Below are 22,140 nucleotides of genomic sequence, written 5' to 3' on the forward strand. Positions count from 1 at the left end.
TCGACGGCGCCCGAGGTCAGTGTGAAGCTGCCGCGGGTGCCGTCTTCTTGCGTGCGCGGTAGGCCGCAGCCTTGATCTTGTTGCCGCAGGACTCCATGCCGCACCACTGGCGCCGCATTCCGCGCGAGCGGTCGATGTAGACGCGGGTGCACTCGGGGTTGCCGCACTCCTTCAGCAGGGGCACGTCCGGGCCGCTGAGCAGTTCGACGGCCTGGCGGGCGACCGTGGCCAGGGCCTGCTCGGGGGTCGCCTCGGTGTGCCGGCCGCCGAGCGTCAGCTGTGGCGTCGCGGGCGTCTTGCGCGCGGCGCCGTTGAGCACGGCGAGTGCCTCCCGGTTGAACTCCTCGCCGAGCCGGCGGTCGGTGACGAGGTGGTAGATGGCCTCGCGGACCGTCGTCGCCTCCCGGACGTCGTTCTCCTCGGCCGGAGTGATGGTGTCCACCAGACCGGACTCCAGGTACCAGGCGTTGAGCCGCTCCGGCGTCGCGAACATCTCGAACCGGGTCGAGCGCCGGGCGCGGAGGGTGGCCGCGAAGTCGAGGGCCGGGTTTCCGCATACGAAGACATGGTCAAGGTTCACATCACCATCTTGAGGGGTGACCGGCGGGCCACGCAAGGCTCGTCACCGCTTCAAACGGTGCTCACCTCTTGACCTGGGACGATGCCCCGCCTTCACGCTACTGCACCAGCCGGATCTCCCGGCCCTGCCACCTCCTCCGCAGCCAGCGGTCATGGCTCGCCACCACGATCGCACCCGGGCCGGTGCCGAGCGCCTCCTCCAGTTCGTCGCACAGGCGTGGGGAGAGGTGGTTGGTGGGCTCGTCGAGCAGCAGCAGGTGGGGTGGGCGGGCCACCAGCAGGGCCAGCGCGAGCCGTCGCCGCTGTCCCACGGACAGGTGCCCCACCGATTTGTCCAGGTCAGCCTCAGGCAGCAGACCTAGGGAGCCGAGCGGCACTCTCTCCGCCCGCGCCAGGCCCAGCGACAGCTCATACGTGTCCCGGACCGTGCGGTCGTCCCGCTCGAACACCGTGTCCTGCGCCAGCAGCCCCACCGTGAGCCGCCTTCGCCGCCGTACCGCACCCTCCGCCGCCAGGCGCCCGGCGAGGACCGCGAGCAGCGTCGACTTGCCTGCCCCGTTGCCGCCCGTGACCAGCAGTCGGTCCGTCGCCGACACCTCCAGGCCGTCCAGCGTGAGCCGACCCGGCACCCGTACGTCCCGCAGCGACACCAGCGGCCGCGCATGGTCCTCGCTTTGGGTGGCCAGTTCCCCGGTTGCCGCGAACCGCAGCGGGCGGGGCGGCTCGGCGACCTGGCTGCGCTCAAGCTCCTCCAGCCGCCGGGTGGCGTTGCGCACCCGCCGGGAGATCTGCTGCTGCACCCGGCCGCCCCGGTGGCCGTAGCCCATCTTCTCGTTGTCGGTACGGCCGCGGTCCGGCGCGACCCGGTGCGCCGTGACGTCCGCGGATTTCCGCAATGCCTCCAGTTCCTCCTGCTCCTCGGCGTACCGCCGCTCCCAGCGCTCCCGTTCGGTGCCCTTCTGCGTCAGATAGGCGCTGTAGTCGCCGCCGTAGCGGACCGGGCCGTCCACCGCCGGGTCGAGGTCGATCAGATCCGTGCATACGGCGTCCAGGAACGCCCGGTCGTGGCTGGCCACGATCACGGTTCCGGTCAGGGCGCGCAGCTGTTCCTCCATGAATGCCGCGGCGCTGTCGTCGAGGTGGTTGGTCGGTTCGTCGAGCAGCAGTGCCGACGGCCGCCGTAGGAGCAGGGCGGCCAGGGCCAGCCGGCCGCGCTGCCCGCCGGAGAGCGAACCGAGCGTGCGGTCGTGCTCGAACGCGCCCAGGCCCAGGCCGTCCAGGACCAGGCCCGCGCGACGGTCGGCGTCCCAGGACTCCCGGTCCTGGGCCTGCTCCAGGCGCTGGGCGTAGGCGTCGAGGAGGGCCTGGTGGCCGGGGTCGTCGGGCGGGACGCGGGCGAGTTCCTCGCCGAGGCGATCCAGTTCCGCGAGGTCCTCTCGGGCCTCGCGCAGTGCCGCGTCCAGTACGGCGCCGATGGTGGCGTCGGTGTCGTACGGCATCTCCTGGTGGAGGAAGCCGAGGTCGGGCGGGCGGGTGACGCTTCCGGCGTCGGGTTCGTCCATGCCGGCGAGCACCCGCAGCAGGGTGGACTTGCCGACGCCGTTCTCCCCGATCAGGCCGATGCGGTGGCCGGGGGAGGCGGTCAGGGAGATGCCGTCGAGGATGCGGCGGCCGCCCAGGCTGCGGACGAGGTCGTGCGCGAGCAGAGCGGGCTGGGGCACGGGTAACCCTCCAACGTGAAAGGTGATGGGGGAAGGTGATGGGCCCGCCGGGCATGAGGCCTCGGGCGCGGGCCACTACGCACACCTACCTGCGGCTCACACCACAGGTGCCCCCGTCTCCTCCACCACGCCGTCGGCCAGCCGCAGCCACCGGCTCACCCCGATCTCGGCAAGGAACCGCTCGTCATGGCTGACCACCATGAACGCGCCTCGGTAGGAGTTGAGTGCGTTCTCCAACTGGCCCGCGCTGACCAGGTCGAGGTTGTTCGTCGGCTCGTCGAGCAGCAGCAGGTGGGGGGCCGGTTCGGCGCACAGCACACAGGCCAGGGTGGCGCGCAGGCGTTCGCCGCCGGACAGTACCCCGACCGGCAGGTGGGCCCGCGTGCCCCGGAAGAGGAAGCGGGCGAGCAGGTTCATCCGCTCCGCCTCGGGCCGTTCCGGGGCGAAGGCGGCGAAGTTCTCCGCCACCGTACGGTCCAGGTCCAGCAGGTCGAGGCGCTGCGAGAGGTAGGCGATCCGGCCGTCGTTGCGCCTGATCTCGCCGCTGTCAGGGGTGAGTTCGCCGGTGACCAGGCGCAACAGGGTGCTCTTCCCGGCCCCGTTGGGTCCGGTCAGCGCGATCCGCTCAGGCCCCCGGATGCTCAACTCGACGCCTCCGGGGGCGAACACGTCCCTTTCCCCGAGACGGACCTGCATCCCCTCGCCGAGGAAGAGGGTGCGCCCGGCGGGGACCTGGGTGTCCGGCAGATCCAGAGTGATCCGCTTCTCCTCGCGCAGCGCGCGTCCGGCCTCGTCGAGGCGCGCCTTCGCCTCGCCCAACCGCGCCGCGTGCGTCTGCCCGGCCCGGCCCGCCGACTCCTGCGCGCCGCGCTTCATGTTGCCGGCGAAGATGCGGGGCAGGCCGGCGTTCTTGAGGTTGCGGGCGGCGTTGCTCGCGCGGCGCTCGGCGCGCTCGCGGGCCTGCTGCATCTCCCGCTTCTCGCGCTTGAGTTCCTGCTCGGCGTTGCGGACGTTCTTCTCCGCGACCTCCTGCTCGGCCCGCACGGCCTCCTCGTACGCGGTGAAGTTGCCTCCGTAGAAACGCAGTTCGTCGCTGTTCAGCTCGGCGATGCGGTCCATGCGGTCGAGCAGTGCGCGGTCGTGGCTGACGAGCAGCAGGCACCCGGTGAAGTCCGACAGCACGTCGTAGAGCTTGTGCCGGGCCTGGAGGTCGAGGTTGTTGGTGGGCTCGTCGAGGAGGAGGACGTCGGGGCGCCGTAGCAACTGGGCGGCGAGGCCCAGGGATACGACCTGTCCGCCGCTGAGCGTGCTGAGGCCGCGGTCCAGGGTGAGGTCGGCCAGGCCCAGGCGGTCGAGCTGGGCGCGGGTGCGCTCCTCGATGTCCCAGTCGTCGCCGATGACGGTGAAGTGCTCCTCGTCGACGTCTCCGGACTCGACGGCGTCCAGGGCGCGGATCACCGCGGCGACGCCGAGCACCTCGGCGACCGTGAGATCACCGGTCAGGGGGAGGCTCTGCGGGAGATGGCCCAGCGTGCCGCCGACCGTCAACGAGCCGGTGATGGGCCGGAGTTCACCGGCCATCAGTTTGAGAAGGGTGCTCTTGCCGGAGCCGTTGGGGGCGACCAGGCCGGTCCGGCCGGGGGGCAGGGCGAAGGACAGGTCGTGGAAGACCGGGGTGTCGTCGGGCCAGGCGAAAGAGAGGCTCGAGCAGACGATGGACGCGGCGTCGGACATGGAGATGACCTCGAACGGGTTGAGGGCAGAGCGCAGACCTCTGCCCTGGGCAGACGTGGGAAAAGGGGTACGACGAAACGGACCACCTCGGCGGCAGCGCCTCTGTGCGCCGGCCGGTGGCCGTCAGATCCGGGTCTCACCCCGAGATGTCGTCGTCACCCGCCACGTCTACGACTCCTCGCTACACGGTCAACGTCACCGACAGGGTAACCCGGCCGCCACTCCGGTTGACAGCGCCAAGCGACCCATGCCACTGTCGTCACCGGTTAAACCAGTGACGATGATTGCGGCGACGACGGCGGCGACGGCGATGGCGCCTGCGGTCGTCCGTAGGGGAAAGGGGAACACCGGCCGTGGCAGGAAAGCCCAAACGTAGGGCCGAAGGTGCGCCGGTGGGGCGCCGGGCGATGCTGGGAATGCTCGGCGTGGGGGCCGCGGGGCTCGCCACCGCGCCGTATCTCCAGCGCGGCTGGGAGGGATTCCTTGGCGCCGCTTCGGAGTTCGACGTCACCGGCCTGACCGGTCTGCTGCCCAATCCGGGCGGCTTCCGGTACTACAGCGTCGTCGGCTCGGTGCCGCACCAGGACGCGACGAACTACCAGCTCCGGGTCGGCGGACTGGTGGACCGGCCGAAGACCTACACACTCGACGACCTTTGCGCGCTGCCGCAGACCCGGATCGTCCACGACGTGCTGTGCACGGACGGCTGGCGCGTGAACAAGACGCCCTTCGAGGGAGTACGGCTGGCGGACCTCCTCGACGCCGCCGGAGTGCGCGCCCGGGGAGCGGCCGTCCGCTTCACCTGCTTCGACGGTGCCTACTCCGAGAGCCTCACGCTCGAACAGGCCCGCCGCTCCGACGTCCTGGTGGCACTGAACATGCAGGACAAGCCCATCACCCACGCGCACGGCGGACCCGTCCGCCTCTACGTGGCGCCCATGTACTTCTACAAGTCGGCCAAGTGGCTGTCCGGCATCTCGGTCACCGACACGGTCGTGCCCGGCTACTGGGAGGAGCGCGGTTATGCGGTCGACGGCTGGCTCGACGACGCCGACCGGCACGATGCCGCGGCCTGAACCCCAACAACCCGGCCGGGTGCGCCGCTTCAGCACTGCCGAGCGCATGGTCCACCGGGCCACCGGCCTCCTGATGCTCGCGTGCCTGGTCTCCGCCGCCTGCCTCTACCTCGCACCGCTGGCCCAACTCGTAGGTCGGCGCCACCTGTTGGTCACCGTCCATGAATGGACGGGCATCTCGCTTCCGCTGCCGTACCTGCTCGGGCTCCTCTCCACCGAGTTCCGCGCCGACCTGCGCAGACTGAACCGCTTCGCCGTCTACGACCGCCAGTGGCTACGCGCGGTCCGCAGGCGCCGCACCTCGTTCGATGCCCGCCCGGCCGGCAAGTTCAACGCAGGCCAGAAGCTCTACGCCGGCTGGCTCGCCGGTGCCGTGCTGGTGATGGCATTCACCGGCCTGCTCATGTGGTTCATGGGGCTCCTGCCCCTCATCTCCCGCACCAGCGCGATCTTCGTCCACGACCTCCTGGCCTGGGCGATCGTCATCGTCGTACTCGGCCACATGCGCAAGGCGTTCGCCGACCCGGAGGCGCGGCTGGGGATGCGCACCGGCTACGTCGACCGGGCCTGGGCGGAGCGTCACCACTCGCGATGGCTGCGCGGAGAGCGTGCGATCGGCGCTGCCGCCGCCGGACGAGCAGACACCCCGCACGCAGGCGCCTGAACCCCACTCACACATGTGCCGCCGTAAGCAACGGCGCACGCCGAACTCCTCGGATGGATACGCAATGAGACGACTCCTGACCGTCCTCGCGGCCGCAGTGCCGCTCGCCGCGGCCGTATACCTGCCGACCGCCTCGGCGCAGCCCCAGAGCACCAACTCCTATGCACAGCAGTGCCGTTCGGTATCCGTGAAGGCACCCGTCGGCACGAAGGTGGAGACCGTGACCGCGGCCGCCCACGCCGCAGGCACCGTCGACGTGCCCCCGGTCACCCCGTTGCCCGAGCAGCACATCGGCGACGTACCGGCGTTCTGCGACCTGACGGTGACCCTGACCCACCCGGGCCGGGGAGACCACGCCAAGGTGCGTGTCTGGCTCCCCCTGAACACCTGGAACGGCCGTCTCCAGACCCTCGGCGGCCAGGCGTACGCCGCCGGCGACTACGGCGCGGGCCTGGCTGCCGCCGTCAAGAACGGCTACGCCGCCGCGACCACCGACGCCGGCGTCAGCACGTACATCGACACCGACTGGGCCCTGAACAGCACAGGCCAGGTCGATACGACCCTGCTGAAGAACTTCGCCAGCCGCTCCGAGCACGAGGCCGCCGTCGTGGCCAAGGAGGTCATCGACGGCTTCTACGGCAAACCCGCCTCCTACGCCTACTTCAACGGCTGCTCCACCGGCGGACGCCAGGGCTACATGGAGGCCCAGCGCCACCCCGACGACTACGACGGCATCCTCGCCAACGCGCCCGCGATCAACTGGGACGAGTTCGAAGTCGCCACCCTGTGGCCGCAGGTGGTCATGAACAACGAGAAGACCTACCCGACCGACTGCGAGTTCGCCGCCTTCACCAACGCCGCCGTCAAGATCTGCGACTCCCTCGACGGCGTCAAGGACGGCCTGGTCGACGATCCGCAGCGGTGCGGCTTCGACCCGCGGCGGCTGATCGGTACCAAAGTCGACTGCAAGGGCGCGGAGTTGACCATCACGGCGTCCGACGCCGCCGTTGTCCGCAAGATCTGGGACGGCCCGCGCACCGCCTCGGGCAAACAGCTGTGGTCCGGAGTCCCGGTCGGAGCCGACCTGTCGGCCCTGGCAGGCATCACTCCGCCGGACGCCGATGGAAACGTCGCAGGAGCGCCGTTCCCGGTACCGGCCGCCTGGGTCACCCAGTGGGTGGCGAAGGACCCGTCCCTCGACCTCTCGAAGATCACGTACAGCCGGTTCACCCGCCTGTTCCAGCAGTCCGAGGCCGAGTACGACAAGGTCATCGGCACCGACGACCCCGACCTGTCCGCCTTCCGTAACTCCGGCGGCAAGCTGCTCACTTGGCACGGCCGGGCCGACCAGTACATCCCCACCCAGGGCACCGTGCAGTACCGCCGGCAGGTCGAGCGCGAGCTGGGCGGCGCCCAGCGGGTCGACGACTTCTACCGCCTCTTCCTCGCCCCGGGCACACCCCACTGCGGCCTGAACCAGGGCCACGGCACGACGGACGACCTCGGCGCCCTGACCGCCTGGGTCGAACACGGCAAGGCCCCCAAGACCCTCCCCGCCACCCTGATCAACGCGGATGGCCGGCAGGTCACCCGCAACCTGTGCAGGTACCCGTCGATCTCCCACTACACGGGCCAGGGTGACGCGCACGCGGGGTCCAGCTTCCGGTGCGTGTTCCCGTCCCGGCACTGACCGCGGCCGACCACACGCCCCCGTCAGCCGGCGTGGACTTGCTGTGGGTGCCGATCCGAGACCGGGTCGCTACGCAGCTACTCCTCGCCGGCTCACCGGCCAGTCCGGGCACTTCGAAGGTCGCTTATGTCGCAGGTCGCTGCTTCAGAAGACGAGGGCTGCCACCCCCACCACCATGAAGGAGACGCCCGCCAGCAGAAGCGGGCCGAACAGCAGGATGAGCACGGCACCGAACACCAGCCAGCCCGTCGTACCCCGCCCGATCTGGGCGGACTCGGGGGCCGCGGGGTCGTACGTGATCTCGGCCCGCTCGCTGCTGTCCTCCGAGGTGGTGAGCTCGCGCCGTTCGCCCTTGTCGTCGACGTATGCGTAGGTGTGGTGCTCGACGTCGTTGTACCGGCCGGACCCCTGCAGCCGTCCCTCCACCGTGATGCCCCGGGTACGCATTCCCCAGGCTTCCCGGACCATCTTCCATCCCACGTGCGCGCCGAATCCCCCGCCGCCGAGCGCCTCAGGAGCCGCCACCCAGAGGAGTGCCGGGCCCGCTCCGGCGCCGGTGGCCACCAGCAGGACGAACACCAGCACATAGGCAGCTCCCAGGCCCCACCACAGCTGCCGGCGCCGGTTCGGCGCCACCGGCTCCATGGGCTCCTCGGCCACCAGGCCGGCCCTGTCCGGCCGCGGTTCGTCGGCGTCTCGTACGGGCAGTGCACGCCGGACCGCCTGCGCGAACTCGTGCACGGCGAGGCCGCTGCGACAGCTGAGGCGGTACGTCGCGGGCTCGTCGCCCGTCAATACGACGGTCAGCCGTCGGCCCTTGAGGCCGTGGACATCGATTCGTTCTATCGCCGCCACAGGTATCCGGCGCCGTACGCCGCCCGCGGTCAGCCATACCGCTCCGCCCCGAAGGCGGATGGAGGTACGGCGTCTGCCGTGCAGTATCGACGAGGACGTCTCTGCTGAGGTCACGCGGACACGTCAGGCGCCCCGAGCCCGCGGAGGACTGTGCAGCCTTATTCCGAAGGGGACTTCGCGCCGGCCAGGGGCGCTCGCCGAGCGACTTCAACCTCAGGATTCACTCAATTTTGCACACGGCGTACTCATTGATCCATAGGGTCCCTGACCGGCGGCCTGACCAGCCGCTTCCATCCAGAGAAGCAGGGGATCGGGTGGTGCGCATGGCACGAGCAGGATTCATCATTGCGGTGGCTCTCGTCGCGTTGACCGGATGCACCACGTCGGCGTCAAGCGGGGATCGCCACGCCTCCGCGAGGGGGACACCAGCCGAAACAGCCTCGTCGGAAGCGCGCTCCGCCCCACTCTCGGGCGACGTAGGCCCTCGCATTACGCCCCAACTTGTCGACGCGCAACAGACGTTCATCACAGCAGCTGGAAAAGTCGGGCCTAGCTCGTTTCCGGAGATCCTTCGAATTCAGCCGGGCACCTTGGAAGTGGCGGTGATCTGTTCGGGCTCCGGAACGATCGACGTCAGTGTTGGCTCTCTGGTGAGCTACACGGTCGTCTGCGCAAACGGCGACCCCGGGCAGTACAACGAGATGGCTATCAGTCGCACCCACAAAGACGTTGCAGTATCGGTCACGAGCAAGACAAGCGGTACCTGGGGGCTATCGGTGGGATGGTCCGAAACCGTCGACCCTCGCGGATAGGTTGGGGCGGACTGGCATGTTCGCAGATGGTCACTCACGCACGGCGGCATGCCGAAGGGGCCGACAGCTCACGCTGCCGGCCCCTCATCGATGAACCCTCGGGATCTGAGCCCGCACGCGTCACCGTGCCTGCAGCGGGCCTGAGAAGGACTTGCGCAGGGACGAAGGCGTGACCAGGGGGAGCAGCGAGGCGAGCATCTTGCCCTTGAGGGTGCTCGGCTGCCGCGTCAGCTCGACGGCGACGCGGGTGCCGTCGCCCTCCGCGGTCATCCGGAAGACCCAGCCGCCACCGGCTCCGAAATGCTTGGAATCGAGCGTGGTGACAATGACCGTGTCCCCGCCCGGCTCCCACTCGTAGCGCGCCCGCTCCCAGGCCGCGGCGGTCCCTTCGGTCACCTCGGCCCAAGTGGCGCCCAGCTCATGGACGTCGAAGCGCTCGGCGTCGATCGTGGGCCAGGCTTCGGCGCGCGCGGGGCTGAAGTCGGTCAGCACCTCCAGCACGTCCTTCGGGCCGAGTTGGGAGACGAGTTCGAACCGTACGACTGTCATGGTGTCCACATCCAAAGTAACCGCTCTGACTGGTGACGAGAGGTTCTCAAGAGCTTTCATCACCTGTCAAGGCGGTTACTTAGGGGTGGTGGGTGAAGGTGATCGAGGGTGGGTCGGGTCTGATCACTCGATACCGAGGGTCCGATGGCGAGGTCCCCACGCATGACGGAACGCATCCGAGCCATGGCCCCGCGCCGCCTCGCTATCAGCCGCGCTTCCCCGCCGAGCCGACTGCCACGTCTCGGGGGTACGCGTCCCGTATCGCCGCCCCTGCGAGGATCGGCACCACAGCCCCGGCAGTGGAACCCGGCGCTCACCCGACGCGACACCCGGGCCCTTGGCCTGCCTGCGACCCCTCACGAAATGCGAAACGGTCCGCCGACTCCGTCGGCGGACCGTCGAGAAAGATCGAGGTTAGCCTTGCGCAAATTCGTAGGCGTAGAACACCAGGCCGTCACCGAGCTTTCGTGCGTCGACCAGGTGTAGCGGCTTGTTGTCGCTGGTCCCGTCGAACAGGCGCAGGCCGGTTCCCAGCACGACCGGGAAAATGACCAGCCGCAGTTCGTCGAGCAGGTCGTATTCCATCAGTGTGCGCGCGAGTTGATAGCTGGCGTAGATCAGGATTTCTCCGTCCACCTGCCGCTTCAGCTGCGAAACCTCCTTGACCGCATCACCGCGCAGGGTGGTGACGTTGCTCCACCGCGGCTCTTCCAGAGTCGACGACACGACGTACTTGGGCATGCTTCGCACCCTGTTCGCCCACTCCGGGCTCACGCGGCCCTCCGCCACATTGCGCTCTGTCATCCGGTCCGCGAACCACTCATTGGTCCGCCCGCCCAGCAGCAGCACCTCGGCATCGAGGGCCTCCTGCGTCTCGCGGGCGACCCAGTCTTGGAGGTCCTTGGCCCCGACGTACTGGTGGAACCAGCCGCCCCGATCGAAGCCTTCCTCGCCGTCCGGGTCTTGGACCACTCCGTCGAGTGTGACGTTCGAGGTGAGGACGATCTTTCCCATTACCTGCTCCTTTGAACAATGTTGTCGGCTGTCGCAGGTGTAGGCGCCGCCGCGTCGGTAAAGGAGGCGCTGAGCGAGCGCCCCGTTTCCGCCTTGGCCGGCGTCCATACAGTGCGGAACTGCACACGAGGAGGAGTGAGGTGGCGGGAGTGGAATTGGCGAGAACGGACTTGATGTCGAGGGCGCAGGCCGGCGACGGCGAGGCATTCCGAGCGCTGACCGAGCCACACCGCCGCGAGCTACAGGTGCACTGCTACCGGATGCTCGGATCGTTTCAGGATGCCGAGGACGTTCTGCAGGACACGATGCTCGCCGCCTGGCGAGGCCTCGAACGATTCGACGGGCGCGCCTCGGTTCGCTCCTGGCTCTACCGCATCGCCACCAACCGGTGCCTCGACGCGCTGCGCGCCGCCCGCCGACGTCCCGCGAAGGCGTGGGACATCCCGGGAATCGAACCACCGCAACCCACCGGACTCGGCGAAATCCACTGGCTCGAGCCCTATCCCGACGTTCTGCTGGACGGTGCGATCAATGTGCCGCTCGGTCCCGAGGCGCGCTACGAGCAAACCGAATCCATCTCCCTGGCCTTCGTGACCGCCCTGCAGATCTTGCCGCCTCGCCAGCTCGCCGTCCTCATCCTGCGTGACGTCCTCGGATTCCACGCGAACGAGGTAGCCGACATGCTGGACACGACCGTCGAATCAGTCAAGAGCGCCCTCAAACGCGCGCGTGCGGGAATGCGGCGGCGACTGCCGGTGACGACTGCCGGCGACTCACCGGCCGAGGACGCGATCGTGGCGAAGTTCGTCCGCGCCTACGAATCCGCCGACATCGACGCGTTGGTGGCGCTGTTGACCGACGACGTCTTCATGTCGATGCCACCGATACCGCTGGAATACCGGGGCCGAGAAAGCGTGGCCCGATTCTGCGCGTTCGTTTTCGGCTCGGGACACAGATCCGCACTGGTGCCGACGCGAGCCAACGGTCAGCCGGCATTCGGGGTCTACCAACGCACCCCCACCGGAATCCACGGAGTCGGCCTCTTCGTCCTCACCCTCGCCGGCAACGGGATCAGCGCCATAACCCGCTTCGAAAACACCGTCTTTCCCGCATTCGGCCTGCCGCAATCCCTCCCGAGTGCATTGTGATCCCAACGATTTGGCGTCGGTAGCAGCTGGATCTGGGCATTGTGGTGCAGGCCGCCCAGTTCTACCCAATGGTGGGATCTGAGCAGATGTGGGCGCACTCCACAGTGCGCCGAACCGTCCAGACGAGATCGAAGGAAGGCGTTATGCGGAAGTTGATCGAGTACGTACTGGTGTCGGCGGACGGCGTCTTCGAAGACCCGGTGGGTATGGGAGTCGGCGAATACCAGAACGAGGCATACCTGCGCGACGGCTTGGGCTTGCTGACGGCATGCGACGCGATCCTGTTCGGCCGCCACACCTATGAGGCATTCGCCAAGCTCTACGGCGGCGGGACCCACAAGCCGATGTGGGCCGACCGGCTCAACACAATGGCGAAATACGTGTTCAGCTCCACGCTGGAAAAGGCCGACTGGGGCAATGCGATCATCGTTCGAGGCGATGTCGTCGCCGAGGTGACCCGGCTCAAGCAGCAAGAAGGGGGGAACCTGCTGATCCTGGGCCACGGCCTGTTCGGAGAGACGCTGCTGCGGGAACGGCTGATAGACGTGATAGACCTCACCATCTACCCCCTACTGCTGGGACGCGGCAAGCAGTATTTCCAAGAAGGTCAAGCCGCCAAACTGAGGCTCACAGCCGTAAAGACCTTCTCGAAGGTCGTGAAGCTGACCTACGAGACGACGAACTGAGATCCGTAAGAGCTCGTAACACGATCACGATCCGGGCTTCTTGAGGCGTGTCCACGCACGCGTCCTGAGCGCGCTGCCCATCGCCATGTACGCGGACACCACGCCCGAACGGGCCGCTGTCCCCTGCGACTTGACCGAACGCATCACCGCGTTCGCCAGCGCCGACCTCGACGACCCGGACTTGTCGGTCGCCACCGCCGCCCGCGCCCACGGCATCTCGCCACGGCACCTGCACCATCTTTTACGGCGGGCCGCCGGCCTCTCCTTCGTCGCGTGGGTCCGCCGCGAACGCCTCCACCGCATCCGCAGGGACCTGGCCGACCCGGCGCTCCGCCATCTCACCACCGCGACGATCGCCGCGCACCGGGGCCTGCACGACCCCGCCCACCTAAGCCGGGCACTGAGAGCCGGGTTCGGGCTGTCGCCGACGGATATCCGCAGCGCCGCGCCACCGCGTCACGGCGCGGCACCGAGCGCGTGGCCGTGCCACCCCCGGTGCCGTTCCCCACATCCCGGACGCCACCGCATTCGGCCGTACGTGAAGACGTCAGGCCGAGTTGGCGCTGGACGGCCCGAAGAACTCGATCTCCGCGATGGCCACCTGCTTCTTCGACGACGTGCCGCTGGCCGATTCGATCGTGAAGCGGACCGAGCTGACCGTGCCGACGCGGAAGGGGATGCGCTGGCCGCCGGCGCCCGGGTCGAGGGTGACCTGGCGCTTGACGGTCTTGCCGTTGGAGAGGGTGATGGTGGCCTCCAGGCGGTGGGGGCGCGCCGACTGGGAGATCTGGTCGGGGCGGACGGAGACGCCCGGGGTGATGATCAGGTCCAGCAGGCGCGTCGGAACGTCGAACTTGGCCTGCAGCCACTGCCCTTCGCCCGTCTCCGAGACGCCCGGGCCCCACCACGTGTTGTTGAGCTTGTCGCCCGCCAGTTCCGGCTTGTGGCCCGGGTACGAGCGCGACGCGCTCCAGGCGTCCGGTTCGACCGCGGCCCGCTTGGAGAAGTGGTCCTTCGTCGCCTGGACGCCCTTGGGGATGTTGAAGCCGAGGACGATCAGGAGGGTCAGGACGATCGCCGCGCCCAGCCAGGTCAGTACGCGGTCGAAGGTGCGGCGCAGGCGCGGGCGGTCGCCCGCCCACGGGGTCTCCCGGCTGCCGGCCCCGAACAGCCGCCGCCACCACGGCAGTCGGCCCGGAGTCTGCGTCTCGCCCGCCATCGGCATCGCGCAGCGGGTGCAGTAGTGGCGGTCGGGGCGGTTGCGGGTGGAGCACCAGGGGCACGGTGTACCGCCGTTGGCGCCGAGCTCCTCGCCGGGGGCCCTGACCGTCTGCGGGCGCTGCGGCGCCGGGCGGCCGGGCAGGACCGGCGCGACCGACGGCTCCGCCGCGGGGCGCGGCTCCGGGTCGGCCACCGGGACGAGCAGCTGACGGGCTCGGTCCGTCATGCCCTCGGGGTTGGACGACGGGGGTGTGGGGGGCGTGCCCGCATCAGAGCCAGGGCCAGCGCCAGGGCCTACGGGATCTGCCGGTGCCGGTGCCGGTGCCGGGCCCGGAGTGGCCGTGGGCAGCGGGGTCGTCGCCGCCACAGCCGGGACGGGTTCCGTGGGGGCCGTGTCATCCGTGGGCGCGGTCCGAGGCGGCTCGGGAGTGCTCGGGACTGCCGCCTCGGCGCGGGGCGCCGACGCCGTTGCCGTACGCGTGCTGCTCGGCGCCGGCGCGGACGCGGACGCGGCCGAACCGGCCGCCAACGCCGCCGCCCCCTCCGCCTCGCCGCGCGACGCCTCGCCGGAGGCCGCACCGCTCGCGGCGTTCGCCCGGTCCTTCCAGCTCAGCACCGCCCCGCAGGCGTCGCAGAACGACTGGCCCGGTTCCGCGCGGGTGCCGCAGTCGGCGCAGTTGTGGGTGGTCGTCATGAGGACGGGGTCCTTTCGGCGGGGGCGGCGGTCAGTTCGACCGTGTAGGGCATGTGGGCGGGGCGGGCGGCCGCCACGAGGGTGTCCAGGCGGTGGTGGTCCGCCGGGGTCGGGTTCGGCAGGCGCAGGTGAACGTGGAGGTGGGGGCGCCTGGCGCCGGGTACCGGCCCCAGCGGGCGGGCGCTCCAGTCCGCCGCCCCGCTCTCCGTGATCTGCGGTTCGGCGCCGAAGGCCAGGCGGACCGCCTCCGACAGGCCGCGCCCGGTGCCCCGGATGCGGTGCAGGTACGCCGCGGCGGCCACCGCGGCCCGCAGGAGCGGCTCCGGTTCGCTGCCGTCCGTCTCCGCGCCCACCCAACTGCCCAGCCAGTGGGCGAAGTCGACCGGGGTCAGAGACGGGCGGAAGTACGTGTCCAGGCAGTCGAGGACGTTGTGGATCGGCGCGACCACCTCGTCCAGGCCGGCGACGAAACGCTGGGCCAAGTCGTCGTCGGCGAACACCGCCGGCAGCATCAGGCCGATCGGTGCGGAGGACTCCAGGCCGTCGATGGAACCCCTCATCCGCGGGCCCCCTCACCGTCTCCGATCACCCGTACGCGGTGGTCGAACGAGAACACCAGCGACGGCGCCGACAGGTCGATCCGGTCCGTCGCCTCACCGCGCTTGCCGGTCAGTGGGTCGGCCGGGTGCAGGACCACCTCGTCGACGAGCTCCACGCCGGGTACGCGCTGCAGCACGGCGAACACCTCGCCCGACTGGACCGGGCGGCCGAACGGCCAGCCCTTCCCGTTCGCTCCACCGGTGAGCGGGTCGAGGTGCCGGTACAGGGCGTCGTGCGCGTCGCGCCGCACCTTGTCCGTGTCCACCCCGCGGAACGCGTGCACCGTCGCCACGACCGTCACGCCCTGGTAGAACGGCGGCCCGACCGCCAACCGCGTGCCGATCAGGCGGCGTTCGTCCAGGTGGCGCGTGATGCGCTCCAACAACGCATCCCCGGGAACCAGTTGCTCGAAGCGCAGGCGTCCGCCCGGGTCCGCGACCGCCTGAGGCACCACCAACACCCGTACCGCATACGCCCCGTGCTCGCTTTCCTCGCCCTCCAGGCAGGTGATGCGGGCGGTCTCGGGCGCGGCGCGGCGGGCCAGCTCCTCGTAGTCCCGCAGGGTCACCGCACGCTCCTGGGCGCGCAGCGTGATCGGGGCGCGGACCTTCGCCTCCTGGACCGTCTCGCCGTCCACGCCGCCGCGTGCGGCCTCGCGGTTGGCGACCTCGGAGACGTACGGGATGGAGGTGCGCAGGATCTGGACGGCGCCGCGTGCGACGTTCCCGGCCCGGCCGCCGCCCGTGCGGTAGCGGCGGGCGCGGATCGGGGAACCCTTCGGGGCGACCATGCCGTACTGGCGCAGGGCGCCGTCGGCTTCCCGTACCGCCGGGCCGAAGGCGATCTCGCCGGACGTGGCGTCGACGGTGATGTGGCGGTCGTACGGGCCCGAGGCCGCGAAGTGCGGGACGACCTGCCAGTCCTCCCAGCCGTCGTGCTCGGCGGTCTGCAGCAGCACCGGCGGGTCGTCGCCGACCACGGGCGCGTGCGCGAGGCGAAGTCGCTGACCGGGCAGGCCCGTTGACTCGCCGAGCGCCTCGTCGTGGACCGCCTCGGCGTGGACGACGGCCGTGGTGCCGCCCATGGTGAACGCCTCGGCGGCGCGGATGGTCGGTGAGGTGGTGTAGAAGGGCTGGCCGGGGAGCGGGTCGGTGACCCGGCAGCGGAGCCAGCCCGCCTCCTGGCCGGCGTTGCGGGACAGGACGTGGCCGCCGGGGATGTGCAGGATCACCTCGCCGGGCCGGTTGAGGCCACCGGTGCCGTCCCGGTCGACCTCGCAGGTCTGCCAGCCGTCCGCCGTCCACGCCTCCCACACCAGCGGGGGCTGCCGCGGGTCCACGCCGACGCCGTCGACCCGGCTGTCCAGGTCCAGGGCGACCGCGCAGTGCGGCACCGCGTTGGTCAGGCCGAGCAGCATGCAGTCACCGGGGTCGGGGGACTCCGAGAAGCACAGGATGTCCTTGTCGTCCTCGGCGAGGTCATGGGTCCGGTCGGCCGCCGGCTCACCCTTGTGCTGCACCAGCAGATGACCCAACTCGCAAGGTACGACGCTCAGTTCGCGCTCGGTGGCGAAGACGACCGCCTCCTCGCTCTCCGTGCGCATGGTGGCCACCTCCGTGCCCACCGGCACGGCGATCGCCTCCTCCTGGGGCGCCGACAGCCAGAACGTCACGTCCGTACGGGCCGCCGACGGCGGGAACAGCGTGATCCCGACCAGGTCCAGGAAGGCCAGATGGTTCTTCTCCGGAACCCGGTTGAGCCGGTAGACGATCTGGTCGGCCATGTGGGCCACCGTCTCGACGAGGGTGACTCCGGGGTCGGAGACGTTGTGGTCGGTCCACTCCGGGGCGCGCTGCTGGATGTACCGCTTGGCGTCGTCCACGAACTGCTGGAAACGGCGGTCGTCGAGGTTGGGGGAGGGCAGGGCCATCAGCGGTCGCTTTCAGGAGCCGAACCGGCGGTGCCGGCCGCACCGGGGCTGTCCGGCTCGTCGTGGGACGGAATGACGTAGAACGGGAAGACGAGGCTGCGCGGGTTGTTGGTGCCGCGGATCGAGTAGCGGACGTCGATGAACAGCACGCTCTGGTCGCCGCCGGCCGTGACCTCGACCTCCTCGACCTCGATGCGCGGCTCCCAGCGGTCCAGGCTCACCAGCACCTCGTGCTGGATACGGCCCGCGGTCTGCTCGTTGACCGGCGCGAAGACCAGGTCGTGGATCGCGCAGCCGAAGTCGGGCCGCATCGGCCGCTCGCCCGGCGCGGTCGACAGGACGAGCCGGATGGCCTCCTCGACCTCCCGCTCCCCGCTGACCAGCGCGATCCCGCCGGTCGGCCCGATGCGGAGGGGGAACGACCAGCCGGACCCGACGAACTGCTCGGCCATCAGAGACCCACCTGCCAACCACGGACGCGGACTTGGGAACACATACGGCTACGGACTTGGGAACCAATACGGCTACGGAGGCGGCTCACGGGATCACCATCGGCACGGGGATGGTGGTGACGCCGAAGACGGGTGAGGCGACCAGGGTGGTGGGCGCCTTGATCGTCGTGTTGGCGGCCGAGTTGATCTGCACGGTGCCCGCGCCGGTGAGGCTCGCGGCGCCGACGGCGCTCAGGTTGAGCGCGCCCAGCGCGTTGAGTCCGATCTCGCCGGCGGCCCGGACGTTGACCATGCCGCCGCCCTGGATGCTCAGCGGGCCGCCGCTCTTGATGGTCAGGGCCCGCCGGGCGGTCAGCGTGAGATCGGTGCCGGCCTCCACCGACACCGAGCGGCTGCCCTTGATGGTGACCGAGCCCTTGCTGTCCACGACGATCTCGGTCTTCGTCCGGTCCAGGTTGATGGTCAGCTGCTTGTCGCCGGAGATCAGGCGTACGCCCTGCCGGCGCATCCCGGTCTTCTGGCTGAGCAGGTCCATGCGGTTGCCGTCCCGGTCGGAGACGGTGTGCCGGCTCGCCTTCTTGCGCACGGTGTCGTGCAGGGGCACATCACTCACGACCGTCGGCTTGTCGCGGCCGTTGTAGAGCCCGCCGATCACGAACGGATGGTCCAGCGCGCCCCGGTCGAAGGCGACCAGCACCTCGTCGTTGACGTCGAGCGGGAAGATCCCGCCGCCGCCCAGACCGCCCATCTGCACGGTACGGGTCCAGTCGCTGACGTACGTGTCGTCCAGCCACGGGAACTGGAGCCTGACCCGCCCCTGCTTGAGCGGGTCGTTGACGTCGGTGACCAGCGCGTTGGCCACACTGGGCAGCCGGGGCGCGGTGTCCGCGCCGCCCGAGGCCAGCCCGTACAGCGAACGCCACTGCCTCCCGCTGACCGTCACCCACGACTCGTAGTGCTTGCCGTCGCCGAAGACATGCCGTACGGACGTGACCGTGTACTTGCCCTCGAACGGCACCCCGACGTCCGCCAGCGCCACCGGAACTCCCGGGCGCAGCTTGGGATTTCCCCGCGCGATGACCTCCAGCTCGGCGAACGAGCCGGTCACGTCGTCGGCGAGGGCGTCCGCGGCGAACTTCACCTCGGTCTGCTTGTCGTAGGGCGTGCCCGTCTCGACGAGCTTGGCTGTGGTGAACTTCCCGGCCGCCGCGCCCGGTGAAGTGCCGATGGTGATACCGGGGTTGGAGATCGCGGGCGCGAGGGAGGTCAGCTTCTTCTTGGTCGTCACGTCCCAGCCCCTGGACTCGACCTTGCCCACCTGGTCGGCGGCGGTGACCGCGGCCCGCAGCCGCAGGATGTCGTGCCCGGCCTGGAGGACGAACGGGCTCTTCTCGCCGTCGGTGCTCGGCGAGGGCGCGCCGGAGGCCGACTTGGGCTTCACGAACTGGAACTTGCCGTCCGCGTCGACCGACATGACCATCTCGTTCTCGTCGGCGAGCCGGGCGAGGAAGTCCCAATCGGTGACGTTCGACTGGGAGATGAACTCGTAGACCGTCTTCGTCGACTGGATCCTCCCGATCGGCACGCCGTCCTTGGCGGCCAGCTTGCGGGCGATGTCCGAGGCGCTCTGGTTGCGGTAGGCGGCCACCCGGCGCTGGCGCAGCAGACGGTGGCCGAGGTCGTAGCCGCGGATGACGGTGTAGCTGCCCGTGCCGTCGTAGTCGGCCTCCAGGCCGGTGACCTCACCGGTCAGCAGGGGATCTCCGGCTCCCTCGCCGTCGGCGACGGGCGAGAACACCACCTTGGTGCCGAAGGTGATGTTCAGCTTGCCCAGCAGCAGCCGGTACGGGTCCCGGAAGGTGAGTCGGAACGCGGCCGGCACGCCGACGCCCTGGTCGACGTAACTGTCCACGAGGTCGGGCGCGAACTCGGGCGGCAGCTTGGCGCCGCCGATCTTCACATCGACGACGTTGGAGAAGGCGGACTGCACCATCAGGTACGCACCTCCTCGGCGGCCGGCAGTACGAGTTCGGTGCCGGTCGTCAACTGCCCCGGGTTGTCGATGCCGTTGACCTCGGCGATCGAGCGCCAGGCGGCGGCGTTCCCGTACTCGCGCCAGGCGAGGGACTGGAGCGAGTCGCCCGCGACGACGCGGTGCACACGCTGCGCGGTGAGCGCGCCGGACGTCGGGTTCTGCCCCTTGGTCTTGCTGGGGATCTCGTGCAACTGGAGCCGGCAGGTGGCACGGATGGGCACACCGGTCGTCGAGAACAGCGTGTAACTCGCCTCCACGGCACTGACGTACGCCGTGAAACGGGCCGTCGAGAACGACCCCCACTGGAAGACCACCCACGGCGGCGACGGCTGCTTCGCGGCGATGCTCCGGGTCGTCACCTCGCAGCAGCCGAGCAGCGACTCGACCTTCTTCAGCACGGTGTTGCTCGTCGGCTCGTCGGAGGAGTCGAGGAAGATCTCCACGCTCATCTCGCGCGGCTCGGCACCCATGAACTCCGGGAGCGGGCCGTCCCGTTCGATCTGCGCGGGGGTCACCTTCCACTGGGCGCGACGGGACAGGGACAGCTGCGCCGGGTTGAAGTCGAAGCTGAACGTCTTGATGATGCCGCCGGGGGTGCGGCTCTTGCCCTTCGGCGGTTCGTGGATCGCGAGTGCGGCTCGTACGAGGCTCTTGCCCGCACCGCCCCTGCTGCCCTTGGCCATCTTCGTCCTGCCCCTCAGTCCGTGAACCCGTGGTGGGTGATCTCCAGCACCTCGGTCGCCACGGCGGGGCTCGCCGGATCGAGGGAGGGGCCGGACCAGCTGACCGGCAGCACGTCGATCAGACCCCAGCGCGCGACCTCAGAACCGTCCGCGCGCAGCGCGGCGATCTGGGCCGTGGGCCGTTTGATGCCGGTCTGCACGGACGAGATCCACTTGGCGACCTTGGCGGTGTCCGGCGTCAGCGGCCGGGTCAGCCGGATGTTCGAGAACGTCACCCGGGTCGGCAGCTGCCACACGAACCCGTTGTTGCCGCCCTCCTGGCGCTGCTCGACCTCGACCTGCGACGCCAGCCCTTCACATCCGTTGAAGTAGCCGAGGCTCTCGCCGTCGATGCTGAGGGAGAACCAGATGGTGGAGCCCGGGTCCTGGCGGGACATCGCGGCCTTTCTGTCGTTCAGTGGGGTGCGGGGTCGGGGGCGGGTGGTGGGTGGTGGGTGGTGGGTCAGTGGCGGGGGTCGCGGAGTTTGCCGATCCGTTCGCGGTCCATGCGGAGTTCGGTGCGGATCAGTCGGGTGATGCGGCCGATGATCCGGTGGACCAGTTCGTCGAGCTGGAAGTCGGTGAGCTCACGGGGGTCGAAGGCGCCGGGCGGGATCGCGGTGTACTCCGGCGGGGGCGCTGATGCCGATTGAGCGGGCGGTGGCGGTGGCTCGTACGGTGGCGGGTTCCCGGAGGACGGGGTGTACGGGGGCGGGGCCTCGGCGCGGGGCGGCGTGGGTGGCGTCGGCGGTGAGACGCGGTTGGTGAGCGTGGTGCCGATCGTGGCGGCGGCGGCTGCGGCGAGGGCGCCGGTGGCACTGTGCGCCGGGGGCTTGGCCGGTGTCTTGGGCTTGGACTTGCTGAAGCGGCCCAGGCGTTGGACGGGCGGCGGTGGGGTGGTGGGGGCCGCGCCGGGGAGGGAGGGGGTGGGGGAGGTTGATCCCGGGAGTGGGGGAGGGGTCAGGGGTGCCACGGCGAGGGGGGAGCTGCCGGTGGTGGCGTTCGTGGGTGTGGGGGGCGCCGAGTTGTGCAGGGGCGTGGAGGCGGCCAGGCGCCGAACCGGCGTGGTGGAGAAGGGAGGAGCGGGCACGGAGCCCGGCGGGTTGGCCGTCGTGGGGAAGACCGACGCCGTGGCGGGACCGGGTGTGGAGGTCGGTGGGTCCGCGTGTGTGGGCAGTTGCGCTGGAGCGTGATGCGCTACGGCGGTGTGGGGCGCCGTGGGCCCGGACGGCGCCGCCGGGGCGGGGGAGCCGATGAGGGGCGTGGCGTCGGCGGGGGCCGCGGTGACCGGGGCGCCGAGGGGGGAGCGGCGCGCAACGGAAGAGGCGGACCGGGTGCGCTGGACGGCGGGGGCAACCGACGGCGGGGTGGACGGAGTGCCCAGGCCCGAGGGGCGGGCTGCTGACGCCGGGGCGGCAGAGGCGCGTTGCACGGGGAGAGGTGCAGCCGTTCGTTGGATGACCGGGGTGGCTGTCGACGCCGACGCGGGGTGGTTGTCCGGGAGTGCCGGCGCGGTGGGGGCTGCGGTGCGCTGAATGGCGGGGGTGGCTGCCGGCGCCGGGGCGGGGGACGGGGCATGGTCGGCGTGCACCGCCGGTGTGGCGGGGGCCGGGGTGCCTTGGACGGCGGGGGCGGTTGCCGACGGTGGCGTGGAGGACGCGGGGTGGCCGGTGGGGAGGGGTGATGCCGAGGGGGCCGCTACGCGCTGGACCGCGGAGTTGACCGCCGCGGTCGGGGTGGATGACGCGGGCTGGTCGGCGGGCAGTGCTGGCGTCGAGGGGGCCCCTGCGCGCCGGACGGCGGGGTTGGCCACCGACCTTGGGGTCGACGACGGAGGGTGGTCGGCGGGGTGGATCGGTGCTGAGGGGGCCGCTACGCGCTGGACCGCGGAGTTGACCGCCGCGGTCGGGGTGGATGACGCGGGCTGGTCGGCGGGCAGTGCTGGCGTCGAGGGGGCC

Annotated in this window: 20 protein-coding genes and 1 pseudogene; 6 read left to right on the forward strand and 15 right to left on the reverse strand. The window is 70.3% G+C overall.

What is annotated here, in order from left to right; genetic code table 11:
* Positions 1 to 16: 16 nt before the first annotated feature.
* The 3 genes from ACIBN2_RS13365 to abc-f form a co-directional block, all read right to left on the reverse strand.
* Positions 17 to 580 (reverse strand): CGNR zinc finger domain-containing protein, encoded by a 564-nt coding sequence (locus ACIBN2_RS13365; RefSeq protein WP_399134439.1) that lies wholly within the window; start codon positions 578 to 580, stop codon positions 17 to 19.
* A 97-nt stretch (positions 581 to 677) separates the two neighbouring features.
* Positions 678 to 2,300 carry an ABC-F family ATP-binding cassette domain-containing protein gene (locus ACIBN2_RS13370; protein ID WP_399134440.1) on the reverse strand — a complete coding sequence of 541 codons (1,623 nt, stop codon included), beginning with the start codon at positions 2,298 to 2,300 and terminating at the stop codon, positions 678 to 680.
* A 96-nt stretch (positions 2,301 to 2,396) separates the two neighbouring features.
* Positions 2,397 to 4,034 carry a ribosomal protection-like ABC-F family protein gene (gene abc-f / locus ACIBN2_RS13375; protein ID WP_399134441.1) on the reverse strand — a complete coding sequence of 546 codons (1,638 nt, stop codon included), beginning with the start codon at positions 4,032 to 4,034 and terminating at the stop codon, positions 2,397 to 2,399.
* 407 nt (positions 4,035 to 4,441) lie between these two features.
* On the opposite strand from abc-f, the gene ACIBN2_RS13380 reads away from it, so the two are divergent.
* The 3 genes from ACIBN2_RS13380 (at position 4,442) to ACIBN2_RS13390 (ending at position 7,464) form a co-directional block, all read left to right on the forward strand.
* Complete coding sequence (locus ACIBN2_RS13380; RefSeq protein ID WP_399134639.1) at positions 4,442 to 5,110, forward strand: molybdopterin-dependent oxidoreductase; 669 nt, start codon at positions 4,442 to 4,444, stop codon at positions 5,108 to 5,110.
* Positions 5,058 to 5,774, forward strand: a complete 717-nt coding sequence (locus ACIBN2_RS13385) for a cytochrome b/b6 domain-containing protein (RefSeq protein ID WP_399134442.1) — start codon at positions 5,058 to 5,060, stop codon at positions 5,772 to 5,774. The genes ACIBN2_RS13380 and ACIBN2_RS13385 overlap by 53 nt, the downstream gene beginning before the upstream one ends.
* A gap of 64 nt (positions 5,775 to 5,838) precedes the next feature.
* A complete protein-coding gene (locus tag ACIBN2_RS13390; RefSeq protein ID WP_399134443.1) occupies positions 5,839 to 7,464 on the forward strand; it encodes a tannase/feruloyl esterase family alpha/beta hydrolase in 1,626 nt (541 codons plus the stop codon).
* A gap of 144 nt (positions 7,465 to 7,608) precedes the next feature.
* Here ACIBN2_RS13390 and ACIBN2_RS13395 read toward each other — a convergent pair whose 3' ends face one another.
* The 3 genes from ACIBN2_RS13395 to ACIBN2_RS13405 form a co-directional block, all read right to left on the reverse strand.
* The gene (locus tag ACIBN2_RS13395) at positions 7,609 to 8,433 is read right to left on the reverse strand and encodes a hypothetical protein (RefSeq protein WP_399134445.1); all 825 of its coding nucleotides are present in this window, start codon (positions 8,431 to 8,433) and stop codon (positions 7,609 to 7,611) included.
* An 818-nt stretch (positions 8,434 to 9,251) separates the two neighbouring features.
* Positions 9,252 to 9,680 carry a hypothetical protein gene (locus tag ACIBN2_RS13400; protein ID WP_399134446.1) on the reverse strand — a complete coding sequence of 143 codons (429 nt, stop codon included), beginning with the start codon at positions 9,678 to 9,680 and terminating at the stop codon, positions 9,252 to 9,254.
* A gap of 414 nt (positions 9,681 to 10,094) precedes the next feature.
* Positions 10,095 to 10,694, reverse strand: coding sequence for a dihydrofolate reductase family protein (locus ACIBN2_RS13405; RefSeq protein ID WP_399134447.1), 600 nt, complete (start codon positions 10,692 to 10,694; stop codon positions 10,095 to 10,097).
* Positions 10,695 to 10,834: 140 nt separating this feature from the next.
* Here ACIBN2_RS13405 and ACIBN2_RS13410 point away from each other — a divergent pair, with 140 nt between their 5' ends.
* Together ACIBN2_RS13410 and ACIBN2_RS13415 are read left to right on the forward strand one after the other, a co-directional pair.
* A complete protein-coding gene (locus ACIBN2_RS13410; RefSeq protein WP_399134449.1) occupies positions 10,835 to 11,842 on the forward strand; it encodes a sigma-70 family RNA polymerase sigma factor in 1,008 nt (335 codons plus the stop codon).
* A 143-nt stretch (positions 11,843 to 11,985) separates the two neighbouring features.
* Positions 11,986 to 12,528 carry a dihydrofolate reductase family protein gene (locus tag ACIBN2_RS13415; protein ID WP_399134450.1) on the forward strand — a complete coding sequence of 181 codons (543 nt, stop codon included), beginning with the start codon at positions 11,986 to 11,988 and terminating at the stop codon, positions 12,526 to 12,528.
* Positions 12,529 to 12,552: 24 nt separating this feature from the next.
* Here ACIBN2_RS13415 and ACIBN2_RS13420 read toward each other — a convergent pair whose 3' ends face one another.
* A complete protein-coding gene (locus ACIBN2_RS13420) occupies positions 12,553 to 12,744 on the reverse strand; it encodes a hypothetical protein (protein WP_399134451.1) in 192 nt (63 codons plus the stop codon).
* Here ACIBN2_RS13420 and ACIBN2_RS13425 point away from each other — a divergent pair.
* Positions 12,710 to 12,910, forward strand: a pseudogene (locus ACIBN2_RS13425) (helix-turn-helix domain-containing protein); the annotation flags it as partial. The gene ACIBN2_RS13420 and the pseudogene ACIBN2_RS13425 sit on opposite strands and share 35 nt — an antisense overlap.
* Positions 12,911 to 13,075: 165 nt before the next feature.
* On the opposite strand, the gene ACIBN2_RS13430 reads toward ACIBN2_RS13425, so the two are convergent.
* The 8 genes from ACIBN2_RS13430 to ACIBN2_RS13465 all read right to left on the reverse strand — a co-directional run bounded on the left by ACIBN2_RS13430 (position 13,076) and on the right by ACIBN2_RS13465 (position 21,272).
* A complete protein-coding gene (locus ACIBN2_RS13430) occupies positions 13,076 to 14,443 on the reverse strand; it encodes an NADase-type glycan-binding domain-containing protein (protein WP_399134452.1) in 1,368 nt (455 codons plus the stop codon).
* Positions 14,440 to 15,003, reverse strand: a complete 564-nt coding sequence (locus tag ACIBN2_RS13435; RefSeq protein WP_399134453.1) for a phage tail protein — start codon at positions 15,001 to 15,003, stop codon at positions 14,440 to 14,442. The genes ACIBN2_RS13430 and ACIBN2_RS13435 overlap by 4 nt, the downstream gene beginning before the upstream one ends.
* Positions 15,000 to 16,973 carry a putative baseplate assembly protein gene (locus ACIBN2_RS13440; protein WP_399134454.1) on the reverse strand — a complete coding sequence of 658 codons (1,974 nt, stop codon included), beginning with the start codon at positions 16,971 to 16,973 and terminating at the stop codon, positions 15,000 to 15,002. Before ACIBN2_RS13440 ends, ACIBN2_RS13435 begins: the two co-directional genes overlap by 4 nt.
* Positions 16,973 to 17,425: a GPW/gp25 family protein gene (locus ACIBN2_RS13445; protein WP_393869409.1), complete on the reverse strand. Its 453-nt coding sequence runs from the start codon at positions 17,423 to 17,425 to the stop codon at positions 16,973 to 16,975. Before ACIBN2_RS13445 ends, ACIBN2_RS13440 begins: the two co-directional genes overlap by 1 nt.
* Before the next feature lie 85 nt (positions 17,426 to 17,510).
* Entirely contained in the window at positions 17,511 to 19,418 is a 1,908-nt protein-coding gene (locus tag ACIBN2_RS13450; protein WP_399134455.1) for a VgrG-related protein, read from the reverse strand.
* On the reverse strand, positions 19,418 to 20,143 hold the full coding sequence (locus ACIBN2_RS13455) for a LysM peptidoglycan-binding domain-containing protein (protein ID WP_399134456.1): 726 nt from the start codon (positions 20,141 to 20,143) through the stop codon (positions 19,418 to 19,420). The genes ACIBN2_RS13450 and ACIBN2_RS13455 overlap by 1 nt, the downstream gene beginning before the upstream one ends.
* Positions 20,144 to 20,157: 14 nt before the next feature.
* Positions 20,158 to 20,580, reverse strand: coding sequence for a phage tail protein (locus ACIBN2_RS13460; RefSeq protein WP_399134457.1), 423 nt, complete (start codon positions 20,578 to 20,580; stop codon positions 20,158 to 20,160).
* Positions 20,581 to 20,645: 65 nt separating this feature from the next.
* Positions 20,646 to 21,272: a hypothetical protein gene (locus tag ACIBN2_RS13465; RefSeq protein ID WP_399134458.1), complete on the reverse strand. Its 627-nt coding sequence runs from the start codon at positions 21,270 to 21,272 to the stop codon at positions 20,646 to 20,648.
* Positions 21,273 to 22,140: the final 868 nt, after the last annotated feature.

Origin of the sequence: Streptomyces sp. NPDC050534 (assembly GCF_044457745.1) — a bacterium.
Lineage (GTDB): Bacteria > Actinomycetota > Actinomycetes > Streptomycetales > Streptomycetaceae > Streptomyces.